At 63.5% G+C, this 20,462-nt stretch carries 19 protein-coding genes; 13 read left to right on the forward strand and 6 right to left on the reverse strand.

Annotated elements, in window-relative coordinates:
• Positions 1 to 95: 95 nt before the first annotated feature.
• The gene (locus ABDW57_RS12515) at positions 96 to 3,614 is read right to left on the reverse strand and encodes an indolepyruvate ferredoxin oxidoreductase family protein (protein ID WP_343730525.1); all 3,519 of its coding nucleotides are present in this window, start codon (positions 3,612 to 3,614) and stop codon (positions 96 to 98) included.
• Positions 3,615 to 3,778: 164 nt separating this feature from the next.
• Positions 3,779 to 4,708: a LysR substrate-binding domain-containing protein gene (locus ABDW57_RS12520; protein WP_343730526.1), complete on the reverse strand. Its 930-nt coding sequence runs from the start codon at positions 4,706 to 4,708 to the stop codon at positions 3,779 to 3,781.
• Between the two features lie 108 nt (positions 4,709 to 4,816).
• On the opposite strand from ABDW57_RS12520, the gene ABDW57_RS12525 reads away from it, so the two are divergent.
• Complete coding sequence (locus ABDW57_RS12525) at positions 4,817 to 6,040, forward strand: HD-GYP domain-containing protein (protein ID WP_343730527.1); 1,224 nt, start codon at positions 4,817 to 4,819, stop codon at positions 6,038 to 6,040.
• On the opposite strand, the gene ABDW57_RS12530 is transcribed toward ABDW57_RS12525, so the two are convergent.
• The gene (locus ABDW57_RS12530; RefSeq protein WP_343730528.1) at positions 6,037 to 7,080 is read right to left on the reverse strand and encodes a GGDEF domain-containing protein; all 1,044 of its coding nucleotides are present in this window, start codon (positions 7,078 to 7,080) and stop codon (positions 6,037 to 6,039) included. The two genes, ABDW57_RS12525 and ABDW57_RS12530, sit on opposite strands and share 4 nt — an antisense overlap.
• Before the next feature lie 259 nt (positions 7,081 to 7,339).
• Here ABDW57_RS12530 and ABDW57_RS12535 point away from each other — a divergent pair, with 259 nt between their 5' ends.
• The 11 genes from ABDW57_RS12535 to ABDW57_RS12585 all read left to right on the forward strand — a co-directional run bounded on the left by ABDW57_RS12535 (position 7,340) and on the right by ABDW57_RS12585 (position 17,217).
• Positions 7,340 to 7,519, forward strand: a complete 180-nt coding sequence (locus ABDW57_RS12535) for a Flp family type IVb pilin (protein ID WP_343730529.1) — start codon at positions 7,340 to 7,342, stop codon at positions 7,517 to 7,519.
• Between the two features lie 55 nt (positions 7,520 to 7,574).
• Entirely contained in the window at positions 7,575 to 8,105 is a 531-nt protein-coding gene (locus tag ABDW57_RS12540) for a prepilin peptidase (protein WP_343730530.1), read from the forward strand.
• A gap of 87 nt (positions 8,106 to 8,192) precedes the next feature.
• Positions 8,193 to 9,560 carry an ATP-binding protein gene (locus ABDW57_RS12545; RefSeq protein ID WP_343730531.1) on the forward strand — a complete coding sequence of 456 codons (1,368 nt, stop codon included), beginning with the start codon at positions 8,193 to 8,195 and terminating at the stop codon, positions 9,558 to 9,560.
• A complete protein-coding gene (cpaB, locus tag ABDW57_RS12550) occupies positions 9,557 to 10,393 on the forward strand; it encodes a Flp pilus assembly protein CpaB (RefSeq protein WP_343730532.1) in 837 nt (278 codons plus the stop codon). Before ABDW57_RS12545 ends, cpaB begins: the two co-directional genes overlap by 4 nt.
• A 7-nt stretch (positions 10,394 to 10,400) precedes the next feature.
• Entirely contained in the window at positions 10,401 to 11,876 is a 1,476-nt protein-coding gene (locus tag ABDW57_RS12555; protein WP_343730533.1) for a type II and III secretion system protein family protein, read from the forward strand.
• 13 nt (positions 11,877 to 11,889) lie between these two features.
• Entirely contained in the window at positions 11,890 to 12,153 is a 264-nt protein-coding gene (locus ABDW57_RS12560) for a hypothetical protein (protein ID WP_343730534.1), read from the forward strand.
• Positions 12,150 to 13,322, forward strand: a complete 1,173-nt coding sequence (locus tag ABDW57_RS12565) for an AAA family ATPase (RefSeq protein WP_343730535.1) — start codon at positions 12,150 to 12,152, stop codon at positions 13,320 to 13,322. Before ABDW57_RS12560 ends, ABDW57_RS12565 begins: the two co-directional genes overlap by 4 nt.
• A gap of 1 nt (position 13,323) precedes the next feature.
• A complete protein-coding gene (locus tag ABDW57_RS12570) occupies positions 13,324 to 14,667 on the forward strand; it encodes a CpaF family protein (protein ID WP_343730536.1) in 1,344 nt (447 codons plus the stop codon).
• A 5-nt stretch (positions 14,668 to 14,672) separates the two neighbouring features.
• Positions 14,673 to 15,650 carry a type II secretion system F family protein gene (locus tag ABDW57_RS12575; protein WP_343730537.1) on the forward strand — a complete coding sequence of 326 codons (978 nt, stop codon included), beginning with the start codon at positions 14,673 to 14,675 and terminating at the stop codon, positions 15,648 to 15,650.
• 10 nt (positions 15,651 to 15,660) lie between these two features.
• On the forward strand, positions 15,661 to 16,590 hold the full coding sequence (locus ABDW57_RS12580) for a type II secretion system F family protein (RefSeq protein WP_343730538.1): 930 nt from the start codon (positions 15,661 to 15,663) through the stop codon (positions 16,588 to 16,590).
• Positions 16,591 to 16,596: 6 nt separating this feature from the next.
• The gene (locus tag ABDW57_RS12585; RefSeq protein ID WP_343730539.1) at positions 16,597 to 17,217 is read left to right on the forward strand and encodes a LytR C-terminal domain-containing protein; all 621 of its coding nucleotides are present in this window, start codon (positions 16,597 to 16,599) and stop codon (positions 17,215 to 17,217) included.
• Between the two features lie 87 nt (positions 17,218 to 17,304).
• Here ABDW57_RS12585 and ABDW57_RS12590 read toward each other — a convergent pair whose 3' ends face one another.
• The 3 genes from ABDW57_RS12590 to ABDW57_RS12600 all read right to left on the reverse strand — a co-directional run bounded on the left by ABDW57_RS12590 (position 17,305) and on the right by ABDW57_RS12600 (position 19,318).
• The gene (locus tag ABDW57_RS12590; RefSeq protein ID WP_343730540.1) at positions 17,305 to 18,075 is read right to left on the reverse strand and encodes a head GIN domain-containing protein; all 771 of its coding nucleotides are present in this window, start codon (positions 18,073 to 18,075) and stop codon (positions 17,305 to 17,307) included.
• Between the two features lie 23 nt (positions 18,076 to 18,098).
• Entirely contained in the window at positions 18,099 to 18,302 is a 204-nt protein-coding gene (locus tag ABDW57_RS12595; protein ID WP_343730541.1) for a hypothetical protein, read from the reverse strand.
• 113 nt (positions 18,303 to 18,415) lie between these two features.
• On the reverse strand, positions 18,416 to 19,318 hold the full coding sequence (locus ABDW57_RS12600; RefSeq protein ID WP_343730542.1) for a LysR family transcriptional regulator: 903 nt from the start codon (positions 19,316 to 19,318) through the stop codon (positions 18,416 to 18,418).
• Between the two features lie 152 nt (positions 19,319 to 19,470).
• On the opposite strand from ABDW57_RS12600, the gene ABDW57_RS12605 reads away from it, so the two are divergent.
• Complete coding sequence (locus tag ABDW57_RS12605; RefSeq protein ID WP_343730543.1) at positions 19,471 to 20,451, forward strand: alpha/beta hydrolase; 981 nt, start codon at positions 19,471 to 19,473, stop codon at positions 20,449 to 20,451.
• Positions 20,452 to 20,462: the final 11 nt, after the last annotated feature.

Consider the following 20,462-nt stretch of genomic DNA (forward strand, 5'->3'; position numbering starts at 1 on the left):
TATTTTTTGTTCATTATATGACGTTTACGTTAACGTCAATTTAATCGTCGTCCCGGCGAAGGCCGGGGCCCATGCTGAGCGCGCGTTCTATAGACCTAGGCGGCGCGTTGCTGGTTAAATTGCGCCATCAGGCGGGCTTTTTCGGTGCGGAAGGCGGCGACCGCCTTTTCCTTCACATGACCGAAGCCGCGCACCTTCTCCGGCAGCGCGGCCAGATCGACCGCCGTGGCGTGGTTGTCCGCATTCAGCCCGGCCAGCAGCAACGCCACCATCTCGCGATACTCCACAATCAGCGCGCGCTCCATCTTGCGTTCTTCGGTGTAGCCGAAAATGTCCAGGGCGCTGCCGCGCAGGCCTTTCAGTTTGGCCAGCAGCTTGAAAGCGCTCCACATCCACGAGCCGAATTCCGCCTTCACCAAATGGCCTTTGGCGTCCTTTTTGGCGAACAGCGGCGGCGCCAGATTGAACTTGACGCTGAAGTTGCCTTCGAATTGCTGCTGCAGCTGTTCGACAAAGCGCCCATCGGTGTACAGGCGCGCCACTTCGTACTCGTCCTTGTAAGCCATCAGCTTGAAGCAGGACTTGGCGACAGCGGTGGACAGCTTGTTGCCCAGACCGAGCGAGTTTTCCTTCGCGCGCACTTGCGCCACCAGTTCCGAGTAGGTATCGGCGTAGGCGGCGTTCTGATACGCGGTCAGGAACTCCATGCGCTTGGCGACAATGGTGTCCAGCGTCTGCGGCATTTGCAGCACGATGGCTTGTGCCGGCGTCGCGGTGCGCTCGACGCGCTTCAGATCAACCGCGGCGCGGCGGCCCCACAGGAAGCTCTTCTTGTTGGAAGCGACAGCCACGCCATTCAGTTCGATCGCGCGCAGCAGCGATTCTTCTTTCAGCGGGATGCGGCCGCGCTGCCACGCGTAACCCAGCATGAACAGGTTGGCAGCGATCGAATCGCCCATCAATGCGGTGGCCAGCTTGGTGGCGTCGATGAAGTCTGCCGCACCGGCGCCCACCGATTCCTCGATCAGCGCGCGCACGTCGGCCGCTGGATATTCCCAGTCGGCGTTTTGCGCGAAGGTGCCCGGCGGCTGCTCGTGCAGATTGACGATGGCCAGCGTGCGGCCGGGACGCATCTTCGATACCGCATCGGCGGCGCCGGCGGTCAGCATGTCGCAGCCGAGGATGACGTCCGCTTCGCCGGTGGCGATACGCTGTGCGCGCAGATGCTCGGGCGTGCGCGCGATCTTGACGTGCGAAGTGACCGAACCGTTTTTCTGCGACATGCCCGTCATGTCCAGCACCGAGGCGCCTTTGCCTTCGATGTGCGCGGCCATGCCCATCAGCGCGCCGACGGTAATCACGCCGGTGCCGCCGATGCCGTTGATCAGGATGTTGTACGGGTGCTCGCAGTCCGGCAGCGCGGGCTCGGGCAAGGCATCCCAGCCGTCATCGCTTTGGGTAGCGCCGGTCTTGGTTTTTTTCAGCGCGCCGCCTTCGACCGTGACGAAGCTCGGGCAGAAGCCTTTCACGCACGAGTAGTCCTTATTGCACGACGATTGATCGATGGTGCGCTTGCGGCCGAACTCCGTTTCCTTCGGCAGGATGGACACGCAGTTGGACTGGATGCCGCAGTCGCCGCAGCCTTCGCACACGGCCTCGTTGATGACCATGCGCTTGGCCTGGTCGGGGAACTCACCCTTCTTGCGGCGGCGGCGCTTCTCGGCCGCGCAGGTCTGGTCATAGATCAGCACCGAGGTGCCTGGCAGTTCGCGCAGCTCGCGCTGCACGGCGTCCATCTCCTTGCGGTCGTGCAGCGAGACGATGGATGGCAGCGCCGAACGGTCGGTGTAGCGCGACAGGTCTTCGGTCACCAGCGCGATGCGCTTGACGCCTTCGGCCGCCATCTGCTGCGCGATCATCGGCACCGAGGTCTGGCCGTCCACCGGCTGGCCGCCGGTCATGGCGACCGCATCGTTGTACAGGATCTTGTAGGTGATGTTGACCTTGGCCGCCACCGCCGCGCGGATCGCCAGGTAGCCGGAGTGGAAGTAGGTGCCGTCGCCCAGGTTCTGGAACACGTGCGGTACTTTGGAGAAGGCGGCCTGGCCAATCCACGGCGCGCCTTCACCGCCCATGTGGGTGGTCAGCTTGTTGTACTCGGGGTAGATCGAGGTGGCCATCACGTGGCAGCCGATGCCGGCCAGCGCGAACGAACCGTCCGGCACCTTGGTCGAGGTGTTGTGCGGGCATCCGGAGCAGTAGAAGGCCGGACGGAACGGGGTGCTGATGGCTTTCTTCAGCACCGCGTCCTTGGTGTCGAGGAAGGTCAGGCGGGCCTTAATTTCATCCTGGATGTGGGCGTCGGTGATGTAGCGCGACACGCGGCTGGCGATCACGCGCGCCACTTGCGAGACCGAGAAGTCGGCCTTGGGCGGCAGCAGCCATTCGCCGCGCGGGGCCACCCATTCGCCCTTGTCGTCAAATTTGCCGATCACGCGCGGACGCACATCGTCGCGCCAGTTGTACAGCTGTTCCTTCAGCTGGTACTCGACGAACTGGCGTTTTTCCTCCACTACCAGGATCTCGTCCAGGCCTTGCGCGAATTCGCGCACGCTGTCCGGTTCCAGCGGCCAGGGCATGGCGACCTTGAACAGGCGCAGGCCAACCTTGGCGGCCATCGCTTCATCGATGCCCAGTTCTTCCAGCGCCTCCAGCACGTCCAGATACGATTTGCCGGAGGCGATGATGCCCAGCTTGGCGTCTTTCGAATCGATGGTGGTGTGATTCAGCTTGTTCTCGCGCGCGTAGGCCAGCGCGGCGTAGATTTTGTAGTCCTGCATCAGCGCTTCCTGATTGCGCGCTTGCTGGCCCAGCGGGATGCTGGACAGACGCGCATTCAGGCCGCCTTCCGGCATGACGAAGTTCTTTGGAATTCTGGTCTCGACGCGGAACGGATCGGCATCGACCGACGCCGATGATTCCACCGTGTCGGCCAGCGCCTTGAACGCCACCGCGCAACCCGAGAAGCGCGACATGGCCCAGCCATGGATGCCAAGGTCGAGGTATTCCTGCACATTGCAAGGGTAGAGCACCGGCACCATGCAGGCCGAGAAAATGTGGTCCGACTGGTGCGGCAGCGTGGACGAATAGGCGCCATGGTCGTCGCCGGCCACCAGCAGCACGCCGCCGTGCTTTGAGGTGCCGGCGTGGTTCATGTGCTTGAAGACGTCGCCGCAGCGGTCCACGCCCGGGCCCTTGCCGTACCACATGGCGAATACGCCGTCGTATTTCGACTCGCCGATCAGGTCCACCTGCTGCGAGCCCCACACCGCTGTCGCCGCCAGATCCTCGTTCACGCCCGGCACGAACTGCACGTTGTGCGCTTCCAGATGCGGCTTGGCCTTCCACAGGTTTTCATCGAGGCCGCCCAGCGGCGAACCGCGATAGCCGGAGATGAAGCCGGCCGTGTTCAGGCCCACCATCTTGTCGCGCACCTGCTGCATCATCGGCAGGCGTACCAGGGCCTGGATGCCGGACAGGAAGATGGTGCCTTTGGTGGAGGTGTATTTGTCGTCGAGGCTCACGGACGTGAGCGAGCTGCTGCCGTCTGGCATGGTGGTGTCTCCGTTTTTGGTATCAGATCGCGCTCGAACTGGGGGATGCCGGGTGGGCAGGCCAGGCTCAAGCCACTTACCGCTGGTGGGCGGTTCTATGACCAGTATGGGCGCTACTTGACGTATACGGAAATACCGTTTGCCGATAGGGGTATAAGAAAAACTTATATCGGTGTTGCACCGGGCCAACAGCCTTCCGCGCACAGGCGGTCACTGACCTGGCGCACCAGCCGGCTGATGGCGGCAGCGGCATTGGTCAGCGGGATGTTGCGCGAACTGCACAGCACCACGGTGCGGGAAATCGACGGGCTGTGGACGCGCTGGGCACGCAGCGTGCCGCGTTGCAACTCATCCAGCACCGGGGCGGACGGCAGCAGGGTGGCGCCCATGTCGGCCAGCAGGGCCGACTTCAGTATGGCGATCGAATTGATCTCAATCACCTTGCTCACGCTGAGCCCGGCCTCGCGCGCCACGCTTTCTATCCGCGGACGCACGCCGTGCTGCAAGCCGGGCAGGATGAGTGTGGTGTGCAAGGCCTGTTGCAGCGTAAGTGAATGCTCACCCTTGGCGTAGCTGGCATCGGCGTGACAAATAAATTGCAGCTCTTCTTCCGCCAGCGGCGTGGTGGCAAACTGGCTCAGCTGGCCGTCGTCAAACAGCACGGCCAGGTTGACGCGGCCGGACTTGAGCTGATCGCTCAGGTTGCCGGTCAGTTCCTCGGTCAGTTGCAGTGTGATTTCCGGATACTGGGCGCGGGTGGCGGTCAGCAAGGGCAGGGCCAGCGCGCCGGAAATACTGTGCGGCAGCCCCAGCGTGACGCTGCCGCTGGGCCGCTCGGCCGACTGCGCCACGGCCGAGCGCGCGTCGGCCACCTGCTTGAGGATCGCTTGCGCGTGCTCGTAGAACACCTTGCCGGCATCCGTGCTCAATACGCCCTGGGCGGAGCGGTGCAGCAGCTGGACGCCCAGTTCCTCTTCCAGCTGGCGTAGTTGCTGGGTCAGCGCGGGCTGGGCGACGTGCAGGATCAGCGCGGCCCGCGACAGCGAACCGTGATCCACAATAGCAACAAAATAGCGTAACTGACGTAGTTCCATGTCCGAAAGGAATAGTTGTACTTGTAAATTTAATCCCGGTAGGAAACAGTTTGTTATACTTATGCTAGCGCATTTGCCGCGCCAGCCTCTATTTTGACGGGTATCCGCATGTTAAAGAAAGTCGACTCTTCCCAGCTGAAGGTGGGCATGTATATTCATGACCTGAGTTGCGACTGGATGACCCATCCGTTCGTGCGCAACCGCTTTCTGATTTCCAGCCAGGACGAGATTCGCAAGATCATCAACGCCGGCATCCACGACGTGGTGATCGACAGCGCCAAGGGCCTGGATGTGCAGGATGCGCCTACCCTGGCTGAAGCGCAAGCGGCGACCGAACGCGAGCTGGTTGAAATTGTGGCCAAGGCGCCGGTGCAGACGCGCGTCTCGCTGGGCGAGGAGATGCAGCGCGCGGTGCAGATCCGCCACCAGGCCTCGACGCTGGTGCGCACCGTGATGCAGGATGCCCGCCTCGGCAAGGCGATCGAACTGGATCAGGTGCAGCCGGTGGTGCAGAACATTACCGAGTCCATCCTGCGCAATCCCGGCGCGCTGGTCGGCCTGCTGCGCATCAAGAACAAGGACGACTACACCTTCCTGCACTCGGTCAGCGTGTGCACGCTGCTGGTGGCATTCTGCCGCTCGCGCAATCTGCCGGCCGACATCACCCATCAAGCCGGGCTGGGCGGCCTGCTGCATGACACCGGCAAGGCGCTGGTGCCGGACCAGATCCTCAACAAACCCGGCCCGCTGACCGACGAGGAATTCGCCATCATCAAGAAGCACCCTGAAGATGGCTACAAGATACTGAAACAATCGCCGGAGATCGGTCCGATTCCACTCGATATCACGCTGCATCACCACGAGCGGCGCGACGGCAGTGGCTACCCCGGCAAGCAGGCCAACGATGGCATCAGTGAATTGGCGCAGATGGCGGCCATTGTCGACGTGTACGACGCCATTACCGCCGACCGCTGCTATCACAAGGGCATGTCGGCGGCGGCGGCGCTGCGCAAGATACACGAATGGAGCAAGTTCCACTTCAACCCGCAGTACACGCAGGAATTCATGCGTTGCGTCGGGATTTACCCGGTTGGCACCATGGTGCTGCTGGAGTCCGGCCGCCTGGGCGTGGTGATCGAGCCGCATGAAACCAATCTGCTGGCGCCCAAGGTCAACGTCTTCTTCCACACCAAGAAGAACGTCTATATCAAACCGGAAACGGTGGATTTGTCGCGCGGCCTGGGCTTCGGCGGCGGCGACAAGATTGTCAGCCACGAATCGCCGGCCAAATGGAATGTGGATCCGATGCGCTTCCTGACGGTAGCGGCTTAAAAGAATTCAGCGGTATCGTTGGATTCGATGGTCTGCAGCAGGCCGCCGCTGACCAGCTCGTCATAGTGGCAGACCAGGTTGCGGCCGTGGCTCTTGGCGTAATACAAGGCCTGATCGGCATGGCCCAGGATAATCACCGGCGCTTCCAGCGCGCTGATGCTGACAAAACCCACACTCACAGTCACCTTGCCCACTTGCGGGAAATCATGCGCGGCCACGTTCATGCGGAAGCGCTCGATGATTTTCTTGGCGTTGTCCAGGGTGGCGGAACGCAACAGCACCACGAACTCTTCGCCGCCGAAACGGAATACGCGGTCTTGCGCGCGGAATGAAGAGGTGAGCAGGTTGGCGATCAGGATCAGCACCTCATCGCCGTATAAATGGCCGAAACGGTCGTTAACGTGCTTGAAATGGTCCACATCCACCACGGCCAGCCATTGCTTTTCCTCGTCGCTGTGGTGGCGGCGCTCCGGTTCGCCGGGCAGGGTGATGGCGTCCTGGTCAGTGCAGGCGGCCAGCATCTTGGACAGCTGGTCGTCAAAGGTCTTGCGGTTGAGCAGGCCGGTCAGCGAATCACGTTCGCTGTAGTCCAGCAGGTTCTGGAAGTTGCGGTAGACGCTGACGATGGCGCCGACGATGTTGATGGTTTCTTTGGTGTACGGCGTGGGGTTGACGATTTCCAGGCAGGTATCGGCCTTGTCGCCCAGCCAGATTGGCAGCCACAGGGTGTGCTCGTCTGCCTCGTTGGCAACGTCGGCGCTGGATTCGTGGCGCGCAAGGCATTGCGCCAGTGCCGGGTAGGTGTTGACCGGCTCGCCCGGATGATGCTGGTCGGAGGTATCGACCATGCGCGCCGCTTCCCCGGAAACAATGATGGCGCGCGGACGCACGAAGACTTTTCCCCGGACAGTGGCCAGGGTCAACACACGGACCTGATCGGCGCGGGCAAGCTCCTGCACCGCTGAAATCACTGAGATGTCGAGCATCGTGTGATCGCGGTGACCGGTCATGTCCACCATGTGTTTCAGTAGGGAGTCCATTTGCCTTTCCAAAGAACAGCTAAGCAGGATAATAGCTTTTTGCAATCAGGGCAATTCTTGTGTGCGAAAAAAAACTTCCATTGCCGAAGAATGCGACCTTTTTCCGACATTCCGCTTGATCTGCCCCTAGAAAAGATTCCGCACGGAAAACTTGCGTGACGTCAACTCTTCCAAAACTCGGGTCCGTATAGTGTACCCAATGGTGCGGCAAACATGGCGCGCCAGAGAATTTCTTGTGGACTAACCAAAGGAGAACAACATGCACTCGATTCTTGCAATTGCAAAAGAGTTTGCGCGTGACGAGGAAGGGATCACGGCCATTGAATACGGCCTGATCGCGGCGACCATGGTGGCTGCCGTGGGCGCCGCCTTCGGCCTGCTGGGGCCAGCGCTGCAAACCGCCTTCACCACGATTGCGTCCAACATCACCTCGCCATAAGCGTGAGAACTTCCCGGCTGCGGCTGGCCGGGAAGTTCTTTTGGGAGAGATCGTCATGCTGAATGCGATTGAAGTGATTCTGATCTGCCTGGTCGCGCAAGCGGCCCTGACAGATCTGGCGATGCGCAAGATCCCCAACGTGCTGATCCTGAGCGGCCTGATGCTGGCGCTGATCCTGCACCTGCTGAGCGGGCAGCCGGGCGCTTCCGTATCGCTGTGGCTGGCCGGCGGATGCGCCGGCTTTTTTTTATTCCTGCCGCTGTACCTGGCGCGCGGCATGGCCGCCGGCGACGTCAAGCTAATGGCCATGACCGGCGCCTTTGTCGGCCCATGGCAGGCGCTGCAGATTGCCGCGCTGTCGGCGCTGGTGGGCGGCGTGATGGCGCTGCTGATGCTGCTGTTCAGCGGACGCTGGCGTGAGAGTGCACGCAATCTGCGCCTGATTTGCCAGCCTTTGCTGTGGCGCCTGCTGGGCGTGCCGTTGGCGCCGGTACCGCTGCCGCCCAGTGCCAGCGTGGGCGGCATTCCCTACGGCGTGGCCATCGCGCTGGGCACGCTCGGCGTTGTCGCCTGGCAGCATCAATGAGCTGTGCTTGCTGCACGTCAATGTCCGCAAAACATGGCTGGCTAAACTTGATTCCACACCGAAATTAGTTTCCCTGTGGAGATAACGATGCTAGCCCTGGAACCGCCGTCCCCCTACACGCAGCTGCTCGATGCCGAGCCGGACGCCACGCTGCCGCCGCAACCGAAATCGGTGCGCGATACCGGCCTGCCGCAGCAACTGGTGGTGGAGCTGGTCGCCAAGGCGCTGTGCCTCGGCGGCAAGAGCCATCTGCCGGTGCTGACCACCAAGCTGCACCTGTCGATCAACGTGCTGCGCGAGGTGCTGGACTTCATGGTGGCCGAACATGTGGTGGAGGTTGCGTGGCGCGGCGAGTCCGACATCGATGTGCAGTATCAGCTGACCGGTGCCGGCAAGCAGCGCGCCAGCGCTTGGCTGGAGCGCTGCCCGTATGCCGGCCCGGCACCGGTCACGCTGGAAGCGTATCGCGCCATGGTGGAGCGCCAGGCCGTGCATGTGCCGCAGCCTTGCGCCGATGAACTGGCGGCTGAATTTACCGATGACTTCCTGGCGCCGCCGGTGCAGCGCATGCTGGGCGCGGCCATGTACGCCGGCCGCAGCATGTTGTTATACGGTCCTTCGGGCAGCGGCAAGTCGGTGCTGGCGCGTCGGCTTGGCGCCTTGCTGCAAGGGCTGGTGGCGGTGCCGCATGCGCTGGTGGTGGGACAGGATATCGTGCAGGTGTACGATCCGGCCCTGCATCGTGCGCCGTTGCCGCGGCAGGCGCGCCTTGCGCAGCAGGCGCCGGAGCGCCGCAGCAGCGATCCGCGCTGGGTGCTGTGCCAACGTCCGGTGGTGGCGCTGGACGCCTCGCTCGATGCGGACATGCTGGACCTGCAGCCTGACGCCACCAGCGGCTGCTACCGCGCACCGCCGCAACTGAAGGCCAACAATGGCCTGTTGATCGTTGATGACCTGGGCCGCCAGCGCCTGCCGGCGGCCGACCTGCTGAACCGCTTCGCCCATGCACAGGAACTGGAGCGCAGCGCCATGTCGCTGGCGGGCGGCTATCACTTCCATGTGCCATGCCGCATGCGGCTGGTGTATGTCACCAGCCTGCCGCCGTCGTCGCTGCTGGATGATGCGGCGTTGCGCCGCGTCGGCTACAAGATACCGGTAGCTGCGCTCAGCGCCGCCAATTACCGCACGCTGTTGCGCCAGCAGTGTCTGAGTATGGGGGTGGCGTATGACGAAGCGGCGTTGCGTTATCTGCTGGATGAACTGCACGCGGGCAGCGGCCTGCCGCTGCTGGCCTGCTATCCGCGCGAGATCGTCGGCCGGGTGGCGGACTTCGCCGGCTTCATGGGCGAACCCGCACGCCTGTCGATCGCAGCGCTGGACCAGGCCTGGATCAGCATGTTTGCCGGCGGCCAGCCGCACGCCGCAGACGTTGACGTGGAGCCGCGGATAGCATGAAGAACCGGCGCGCACTGTTGATGATGGCGCTGGCCATCGTGTTCGGGCTGGCGGCAGTGGCGCTGGCGTCGCGCTGGCTGCTGCGGCAGACGCCGGGCGCGTCGAACAAGATCGTGGTGGCGGCGCTGGACGTCAACCTTGGCCAGCGCCTGACCCCGGAAATGCTCAAGCTGATCGACTGGCCGGCCGAGACTCTGCCGCGCGGCGCCCTGCGCGACGGCAGCAAGCTGGCAGGACGCGTGCTGAAAGCCAGCGTGCTGCGCGACGAGCCGCTGAGTGAGGCCAAGCTGGCGCCGGCCGGCACGCTGGGCGGCCTGTCGGCGCTGATCGCGGAAGGCAAGCGCGCCATCACGGTGCGCGTCAACGATGTGGTGGGCGTGGCCGGTTTTGCGCTGCCGGGGAATTTTGTCGATATCATCGTCAATACGCAGTCCAATGAACGTGCCATTTCCAAGATCGTGCTGGAACGGATTCTGGTGCTGGCAGTGGCCCAGGAGGTGGGCCGCGATGAAACCAAACCGCGCGTGGTGAATGCGGTGACGCTGGAGGTGACGCCGGCACAGGCCGAGAACCTGGACCTGGCGCGCAGCGTCGGCACGCTGTCGCTGGTGCTGCGGAATCAGGTCGATCCACGGCCCGGCACCACCGAGGGCGCCACCAAGGGCACGCTGCTTGGCGCACAGGAGGTACCGGTTGCTGTGCCACCGCCGGCAGCAGAACCGCCGGCATCGCCGCCGGCGCGCCCGCGCGTGCAGGTGGCCAATGCGGCGCCGCGCGCGCGTTCCTGTGTCGGCGTGATCGCCGGCGTGCAGCGCACGCAAGAATGCCTGTGAGCGCGCCATGGATCCCTACCATCAAACCGCGCTGCTGCGCTTTGCGACGTCTCGCCGCGCGCCGTGCCTCGTGGCCGCGTGGGCGTTGCTGGCCACGCTGGCGCAAGCCGCTACGCCGCCTGCAACGACAGTAGCCGCGCAATCAGCCCCGCCATCCCGCGCGGCAGCAGAAGGGGGCAGCTTGCGCTGCACTGGGCAGGCGGCGCAGCCGGGCAGCCTGCAGCTGCAACTCGGTAAGTCGACGCTGATGCGCATGCCGGAAGCGGTGCAGGCGCGCAGTGTCGGCAATCCCGGTGTGCTGCAGGCGATGCTGGTGGCGCCGGATACGTTGTATGTGGTGGGTGTCGACATCGGCAGCAGCAATATGATCGTGCAAGGCCGCAGCGGCTTGTGCAACGTGGTGGAAGTGGTGGTCGGCATCGATCCCGCCGGTCTGCAGCAGGCGCTGGCCTCGCTCATGCCCGAGCAGAAAAACATCCAGGTCAGCGCCGCCGGCGACACGCTGGTCATCAGCGGCACCGTGGATGACGCGCCCACCGCCGCACGTGTGCTGGAACTGGCTACTGCCTTTGTGCGCCGTCCCGCACAGCCGCTGGAGGGGGCCGGCAAAGCCGCCGCCGCGCCGCAGTCCGGACTGGCCGCGCAGGCAACGCAGGCCAGCGCACGCATCGTCAACTTCCTCAACATCGGCGCGCCGCAGCAGGTGATGCTGGAAGTGAAAATCGCGGAAGTCTCCAAGTCCCTGCTGGACAAGCTGGAAGCCGGCGTCACCGTCAACTTCGGCGGCGGCAGCTGGGCCAGCACCTTATCGTCCAACTTTGTCAGCGGCACGCTGAAAAGCCTGCTCAGCATCGGCAACCGCGCACGCATTGCGGCGGATAAGCAGGATGGGCTGGTGCGCATGCTGGCCGAACCGACCGTGATGGCGATCAGCGGGCAGGAAGGCAGCTTTCTGGCCGGCGGCCGCATCTTCGTGCCGGTGGCGCAGGATAATAACAAGGTCACGCTGGAAGAAAAGGAATTCGGCGTCGGTTTGCGCTTTACGCCTACGGTGCTGGCCGGTGGCCGCATCAACCTGCGGGTGGCGCCGGAAGTGTCGGAGATATCGCGCGAGGGCATCGGCATCTCGGCGTCCGGCTATTCCGGCTCGTCGGTGCTACCGTTGATTACCACACGCCGCGCCGCCACCACCGTGGAACTGTACGACGGCCAGAGTTTCGCCATCGGCGGCCTGATTAAAAACAGCCACAGCGCCAACATCAACGGCTTGCCCATCCTGGGCGAGGTGCCTGTACTTGGCGCGCTATTCCGCAGCACCGACTTTCAGCAGGATCGCACCGAGCTGCTGTTTGTCGTGACACCTCATCTGGTGCGGCCGTTACCGGCCAACTACAAGCTGCCGACCGATGGCGTTAGCGCGCCGAGCCGCGCCAGGCTGTTCCTGGGCGGCGGCCTGGAAGGCACGCCGGAACCGGCCAAATAACCTGGGAACTCTTATGCGATATCTCTTGCCCCTGCTGGCGGCAGGCACGTTGTCCGCCTGCGCCAGCCCTCTGGTTCAGACCACGCCGCAGTGGGATGCCCGCTTTGGCCTTGATACGCGCATGGTGCTGGCGCAGCAGATCCTGCATCCGGACGCCGCCCACAACGCCAATCCGGTGGCTGGCATGGATGGCCGCAGCGCGCGTGCCGCTTACGAGCGCTATCAGAAAAACGGCGGCGAGCAGCAAACGCCCTTGCTGAACAATGGTGTCAAATGAAAGCGCTCATGATCAGCAAGGACAGCCTGCTGCACGCGGAAGTCGCGGCGCAGGGATCGGCGCGCATGCCGGCGCTGCAGCTGGTGGCGTCGCGCAACGGCCTGCGTGACGCGGTCGAACGCCAGCTACCCGAAACGCCTGAGCTGGTGGTGCTGGACGCCAGCGATATCGCCACCGACGAAGGTGAACTGGTGGACCGGCTGGGCAAGCAGTATCCGTCCGCATCCTTCATGCTGCTGACGCGCGACCCGCAACAGGATCTGCTGATCCGCGCCATGCGCGCCGGCATGCGCGAGGTGTTGCAGCTGCCGCTGGTGCACCGCGCCTTCCATGAAGCCATGGACCGCATCGAGGTGGCAGCCGGCCTGACGCCGGTCCGCGAGGGCAAGGTGCTGGCCTTCATCTCCTGCAAGGGCGGCAGCGGCGCGACTTTTTTATCGACCAACTTCGGCTACGCGCTGGCGGCGCTGGCCGACCGCAAGGTGCTGCTGATCGACCTGCACGGCCAGTTCGGCGACGCCACGCTGTACGTCTCCGATCAGAAGCCGGCCATGACGCTGTCCGACATCTGCGCGCAGATCAGCCGCATGGATGGCGCCTTTCTGGACTCCTGCCTGGTGCACGTGGCCTCCAATTTCGGCGTGCTGGCGGCGGCGGATGACCCCAACCGTACGGTGGACATGAAGCCGGAGCACATGGACACCATCCTGCGCGTGGCGCGCCAGCACTACGACTTCGTGGTGCTGGACGTAGGCCGCCAGATCGATGCCATCTCACTGCGCGCCTTGGACCAGGCGGACTCCATCTACCCGGTGCTGCAACTGGCGCTGCCGGATATCCGCGACGGTCGCCGCCTGCTGGACATCTTCCGCTCGCTGGGCTACCCCAACGAGCGCACGCGCCTGATCGTCAACCGCTACGAGAAGGGCGGCAAGCTGCGCCTGATGGATCTGGAACAGGCGCTGGGCGCGGACGTGGTGCACACGGTGCCCAACGATTACCTGTCCGCGACCGATTCGGTCAACCAAGGCATACCGGTGCTGCAGCTGTCGCGCAGCAGCGCGGTGGCGCGCAGTCTGGCGGAACTGGTGGAGCTGGTGGCGGCACGCCGCGTCTCCGAGAGCAAGGGACTATTCGACCGCATCTTCGGCCGCAACGATGGAGGATGAGATGAGCTTACGCGAACGCCTGTCCAGCGCAGATGATGTCCGCAGCAGCAATGGCCTGCCCGGCCTTGCCGCTGCGGCCTATCAGGAACTGAAGAAGTCCATGCACCAGACCATACTGGACCGCATTGACCTTGAACGCCTGAAGCGCCTGACCCCGGAGCAGTTCAAGCACGAGCTGGCGCTGCTGGTCCAACGCATCATCGAGGAAGAGCGCATCGTGCTGAATCAGCATGAGCGGCACAACCTGGTGCTGGACATCCAGCACGAGATGCTCGGTTTCGGGCCGCTGGAGCCGCTGCTGGCCGATCCGGGCGTGTCGGACATTCTGGTCAACACCGCCGCCAAGGTCTACGTGGAACGCGCCGGCAAGCTGGAACTGACCGAGACCACCTTCAACGACAACGCCCATCTGATGAAGATCATCGAGAAGATCGTCTCGCGCGTGGGCCGGCGGGTGGATGAATCCAGCCCGATGGTGGATGCGCGCCTGCCGGATGGCTCGCGCGTGAATGCCATCATTCCGCCGCTGGCGATTGACGGCCCGATTCTGTCAATACGGCGCTTTGCGGTCAATCCGCTCAGCATCGAGAACCTGTTGGACTACCGCAGCCTGACGCCGCCAATGGTGGAGGTGCTGAAGGCGCTGGGCCAGGCCAAGATCAACATCCTGATCTCCGGCGGCACCGGCTCGGGAAAAACCACCATGCTCAACGTCTTGTCCGGCTTTATTCCGGCGCATGAACGCATCGTCACGATTGAGGATGCGGCCGAGCTGGCGCTGCGCCAGCCGCATGTGGTGCGGCTGGAAACGCGGCCGCCCAATATCGAGGGCAAGGGCGAGGTGAATCAACGCTCGCTGGTGCGCAACGCGCTGCGCATGCGGCCGGATCGCATCATTCTGGGCGAGGTGCGCGGCCCGGAGGCGCTGGACATGCTGCAAGCGATGAACACCGGCCACGAAGGCTCGCTGGCCACCATCCACTCCAACACGCCGCGTGACGCACTGGCGCGGCTGGAGAACATGGTTGGCATGGCTGGTGTGAACCTGACGCCGCGCGCCACGCGGCAGCAGATCTGCTCCGCGGTCACGGTGGTGATGCAGGTTTCGCGCCTGACCGATGGCACGCGCAAACTGGTCAGCCTGCAGGAAGTCACCGGGATGGAAGGGGAGGTGATCGCCATGCACGAGATTTTCCGCTTCGAACAGAAAGGCGTGGATGCGCAGGGCAAGGTGCAGGGCCGCTTCTACGCCACCGGCGTACGGCCGCGCTTTGCCGACCGCCTGCGCATGTTTGGCGTGGCGGTGCCGGATGCAGTGTTCGATCCGGACAAGATCTACGAGTAAGCGCCATGGATGCGATTTTCTCCGCCTTTGCTGTGCTGTTGTTCGCCGCCGTGATCCTGATGATCGAAGGCGCCTGGCTGTGGTGGTCCGGCGCGCATGGCGGCGCCGCGCGGCGTATCGCCAAGCGCCTCCGTCTGATGGCGGTCAGTGGCGGCGGCGGCAGCGAGCGGGTCGATATTCTCAAGCGCCGTACCTACAGCAGCAACCCAGCATTGGAAAAGCTGCTGCGTCGCATAAGCCAGCTGAATTTGCTGGATCGCTTGCTGTTGCAGGCCGGCGTACGCTGGTCGGTTGCGCAATTTATCGGCTGTTCCGTGGCGGCTGCGGGTTTTGGTGTGTTTTTGCCTCAGATGCTGCACATGCCCATGGCGCCGGCAGCGGGCATGTTGGTGCTGTCCGTGGCGGCGCCGTGGCTGGTCCTGATGCGCACGCGCGCTGCGCGCTTGCGCAAGCTGGAGGAACAACTGCCGGAAGCGGCCGACTTCCTGGGCCGCGCGCTGCGTGCCGGTCATTCCTTCGCCAACGTGATGCAGATGGTGGGCGAGGAGATGCCTGATCCTATCGCCGGCGAGTTCAAGTTCGCCTACGAAGAAATCAACTACGGCGTGCCGATGAACGAAGCCTTGCACAACCTGGCGCTGCGCGTTCCGCTGACGGATCTGCGCTACCTGGTCATCGCCGTGCTGATACAGCGCGAATCCGGCGGCAATCTGGCCGAGGTGTTCAGCAATATCAGCCGTTTGATCCGTGCGCGTCTCAAGCTGCTGGCCCAGGTGCGGGTAATGTCGGCAGAGGGCCGCATGTCGGCCTGGGTATTGGGCTTGCTGCCATTGGGCGTGATCGCGCTGATGATGGTGACTAATCCCACGTATGTGCGCGTGCTGTGGACCGACCCGGTCGGCGTGCGGCTGATGTGGTACGCGGTGGCGATGGCGATGGGTGGTGTGCTGTGGATGCGCAAGCTGATACGCATCCGTATCTGATGGAGGACGCATGAACGGATCGCAGATCATATTCCTGGCCGTGGTGTTCCTGGTGGCGGCGGGCATGGCGGTGGCGGCCTTGCTGGTGTTTTCGCCGGTGGCCTTGCGTGAGCGCTTGAACGAGGTAGTGGAGCCGACCGAGGCGACGCCGGACCCGGTTGGCACCGGCTGGGTGGAAAAGGTGGCGCAGGCGGCGCAGCCATTTTCGCGCCTGTCGCTGCCGGAGGAGGGCTGGGAGCGATCGCCGCTGCGTACCCGCTTCATGAATGCGGGCTGGCGCAGCGCTTCGGCGCCGTCACTGTACTTCGCCGCCAAGACGCTGCTGGCGCTTGGCCTGCCGGCCATCGTTGCGCTGTGCGGCGCGCTGACGCTGAACGGCCCGCAAAAAGGTTTCATGTATTTGCTGTTGCTGGTGGCGGCGATCGGCTACTACCTGCCCAACGCCGTGCTGGCACACAAGGCGGCTGCCCGCTGCCGCGACATCTTTGAAAACTTCCCCGATGCGCTGGACCTGCTGACGGTGTGCGTGGAGGCGGGCCTGAGCCTGGAGCGCGCGCTGGCCAAGGTGGCCGGCGAGATCCACATCAAGAGCATGGCGCTGGCGCAGGAGCTGCAACTGGCGCTGATGGAAATGCGCGCCGGATTCACCAAGGAGCGCGCGCTGCGCAACCTCGCCCTGCGCAGCGGCGTGGAGGACGTCGACACGCTGGTGGCGATGCTGATTCAATCCGAACGTTTCGGCACCAGCATGGGCGATTCATTGCGCGTGCATTCCGAGAACCTGCGCGGCAAGCGCAGCGTGCTGGCCGAGGAGGCCGCGGCAAAGATCGCGCTCAAGCTGCTGTTCCCGCTGATCTTCTGCATTTTTCCGACCTTGATGTTGGTGCTGATCGGTCCCGCAGGCATACAGGTCTACCGCATGATGCAGGCTGCTCACTAGGAGGCCATGATGAAAAAATCCATTTTCGCCGGCTGCATGCTGCTGGCGGCGTGCGGCAGTGTGCCAGTCGAGGCGCCGATGACGGACGCCATCACGCCGCTGGAACAAGCCTGTCTGCGCGATCCGCTCAATCCGGAAAAGTGGGAACGGCTGGCGGCGGCGCTGGCGATCGAAGGAGAACGCGAACGGGCCGCGACCATGTACCTGCAGGCCGCGTCACTGCGCACGCACGATGTGCAGCAGGATTACGTCACGCTCAAGCAGGCAGTGGCCGATACCGTGCCGCGCACCGAGGTACGGCGGGTCAACGCGGCTTTGGTGGAAGTGCGGCGCATTCCTGCAGGTGAAGAGGTGGTGCGGCTGGAGATCAGCAACGGTAACGGCATCACCGGCGCCGCGGCGCGGTTGGCACGCACGCTGGGGGTGGAGGGCGTGAAGACGGTACGCCTGTCCAACCTGCGGCCTTTCGTGGTGCCGCAAAGCCGCATCGAATATCAGCGCCAACAGCAGCAGATGGCGCAGGTGCTGGGCCGCCGCCTTGGCCTGCCGCTGCAGGCGGCGCGCGGCAGCACCGCCTATGCCGACCTGCGCATCGTGCTGGGGCACGATGCGCGCTACCTCAAATAAAAAAACCGTCCGAAAGGGATCACCTTTTGGACGGTAAAAACACACCCATGTGTTTACAGTGCCCGGCCACGCAGGCCGGAGCGTTCCTTACTGCCAGGCGATGCTGCCCATGCCGCGTGCGCTGGCGTTACGAGTGGCCGGGTTGCCGTACACCTTGGCCGAACCCATGCCCGTGAGTTTGAGATTGGCGCTGATCTTGGCGTAGACCGCAGCGCTGCCCAAGCCGCTCATGTTGACGTCGATGGCATCCGCGCGCAGCTGCTGCGCATCCAGGCTGCCAACGCCACCAAGGCTGGCGTGTAACTGTTTGGTCTGGCCTATCATCTCGATGCGGCCAGCACCATTCAGATGCAGGTCGACGTTGTCGCTGTTGCCGCCGTTGACGGTCATGCCGCCCACGCCGCCCAGGCGCACGTCGATATTCCGGTATTGCGCGTCGACCTTGACGGAACCGGCGCCGTCCAAAGCCAGGCGCAGATTGTCGCCGTTAAATCCGCTGACTTCCGTCGCGCCCACACCGCCCGAGGTCAGCTGGCGCAGGTTCGGCAGCGTCAGCTCGGCACGCAGTTCGCGCTTGTTGCCGAAGAAGACGGTGTTCACTTTCTCGGTGCCGATGTGCAGCGTCTCGCCGCTCTGCTCGACCACCACTTTCCTGATCGCGTCCGGTTCGCCGTAGATGGTCAGCGAGGCAGTCGCGCCTTGCTTTACCTTCAGGCTGATCACGCCGTCCAGTTCGATCTTCACGGCGCGCGCGTCGACGGTGCGGTTCTCGCTGATCACATCGGCGGCCAGCGCGGCGTGGGCGCCGCTGCTCAGTACCGCTGCCAGCATCGCAGTCTTCATCAATTTTTTCATCATGCGCTCCGTGTTTATCGAGTCAATTACAGGGCTGCTTTTTCAGCAGCGGTCAGGCGCTTTGCCGAGACCGTTACGGTCGGCATTGCGGTGGCGTCGGCTTTCACAGCGGCGACCACTGGTGCAACCGGTGCGGCTGGTTCGTTCACTGCCGCGGTGGCGAAGGTGGTGGCGCTGGCGACGACGATGGCGGCGACGAAGATGGCTTCCATGTTTTTTGCGATGTTCATTTTGAGCTCCTTGTGGGTGAATAGTTCGTTGCGTTGAGTGAACTATAGACAAGGGCTATCCGTCACTCCACCGGGATGTGACGAACTGCAAAAAACGGGGGATAGACTGCGATTTACGGGTTTAAAACTGCGCCGCACAGCTGCTGCTCGTTGCTGGCGTAGACGTGCGACAGCCAGGCCGAGACGGTTTTAAAGCGGGCGATTGAGCCGGCGTCGCGATGGCTGAGCAGCCAGATGTCGCGTTGCACTTCGACGTTTTCCCCAATGCGCAGCAGGCCTTCCTGCTGGCCCATGATGCAAGGCAGGAGCGCCATGCCGACGCCGGCGCGGCAGGCGCGCACCATCGTGCTCAGGCTGTTCACCTTGAGCACCTTGCGCGGCTGCGGCTCCATCGCGGCCAGCCATTGCATCTCGCCAGTGCCGGACAGGCTGTCGTCGTAGGCGATCCACGGCTGGGTGCCCCAGCAGCCACGTGGCGTGTCGGCAAACCTGGCGTGGCCATAGACGGCGAAGCCGAGGTCGCCCAGCTTGCGCATCACCAGCGCGGCATCTTCGCTTGGTTTGCCCAGGCGCAGAGCGAAGTCCGCCTCGCGGCGGGTGAAGGAGAGGTTCTGGTTTTCCGCCTGCAGCGTCAGTTGCAGGTGCGGGTGCTGGGCGTGCAGGGCCGGCACGTGGTCCAGCAGCCAGTAATCGAACAGGAAATCGATCGAGGTGATGTTGACCGGGCCGGCAGTGGCATCGGCTTCCTGCGAGGAGGCTTGCAGCATGCTTTGCACATTGCCGTAGACCGCTTCGCCATGCTCGACAAAGACCTGGCCGGCGTCGGTCAGCTGGTAGCCGGTGTTATCGCGGATGAACAGGCGCAGCTTGAGCGCCTTCTCGGCGGCGGCAATGCGGCGGCTGATGGTGGAGGCGTCGACACCCAACTGGCGGCCGGTGGCGCTCATGCTGCCGCTGCGGGCCAGCGCGAGGATCAGCGGGATGTCGTTCCAGTCAAAGTCGTTGCTTGTTGCCATGGTGGGGTCTGCGTTTTTGCAAAGTGGCCTTGCAGAGTTGTCTGTTCCGCAAATGTTTTGCGAGGTCTAAGATGCACTCCATCGCAGCTGCAGAACAAAACGACTGTAGCACAGCACTGAATATCCATACATAGACTAAAAGGAAGAAAATCATGAACGCTACCAATGTGAACCTGTCCCGCCGCAACGCGCTGTTCAACTCCGCCGGCGCCGCTGCCGCCGCCGTGGCCCTGCCGCTGGCTGCGCTGGGCAGCGCTGAAGCGCAAGCCGCCACCGCCAAAGGCGGCCCGGTCAGCAAAACCGCCAGCACCATCACCACCCGCGACGGCGTTGAGATCTATTACAAGGATTGGGGCCCGCGTAACGGCCAACCAGTGATCCTGAGCCACGGCTGGCCGCTGAGCTCGGACAGCTGGGAATCGGCAGCGTTCTTCCTGGCCAATAACGGCTTCCGCGTCATCACCCACGACCGCCGCGGCCATGGCCGTTCGAGCCAGCCTTGGGACGGCAACGACATGGATCACTACGCCGACGACCTGGCGCAGCTGATCGAAGCGCTGGATCTGAAAAACATCATCCTGGCCGGCTTCTCGACCGGTGGCGGCGAAGTGGCGCGTTATGTCGGCCGCTACGGCACCAAACGCATCGCCAAGCTAGGCCTGATCTCGGCAGTGCCACCGCTGATGCTGAAAACCGCCGACAATCCAGACGGTCTGCCGCTGGAAGTGTTTGACGGCATCCGCGCCGGCCAGATCAAGGACCGCGGCCAGCTGTACCTGGATATCGCTTCGGGTCCGTTCTACAACTACAACCGTCCTGGTGCGAAACCATCGCAAGGCATCATCCAGGCCTGGTATTCGCAGGGCATGCAGGGCGGCTTCAAAAATACCTACGACTCGATCAAAGCCTTCTCGGAAACGGACTTCCGCGAAGACCTGAAAAAGTTCGACAAGCCAACCCTGATCATCCACGGCGATGATGACCAGATCGTGCCGATCAAAGCTTCGGGCATCGCCTCGGCCAAGATCGTCAAGGGTTCCAAGCTGATCGTCTACCCAGGCGCGCCGCATGGCCTGACCGACACCCACAAGGACAAGTTCAACAACGACTTCCTGGCCTTCGCCAAATCGTGATCACACCGGGC

The sequence above is a fragment of the Duganella sp. genome, from assembly GCF_039595735.1.
In the GTDB taxonomy this organism is placed as follows: domain Bacteria; phylum Pseudomonadota; class Gammaproteobacteria; order Burkholderiales; family Burkholderiaceae_D; genus Rugamonas.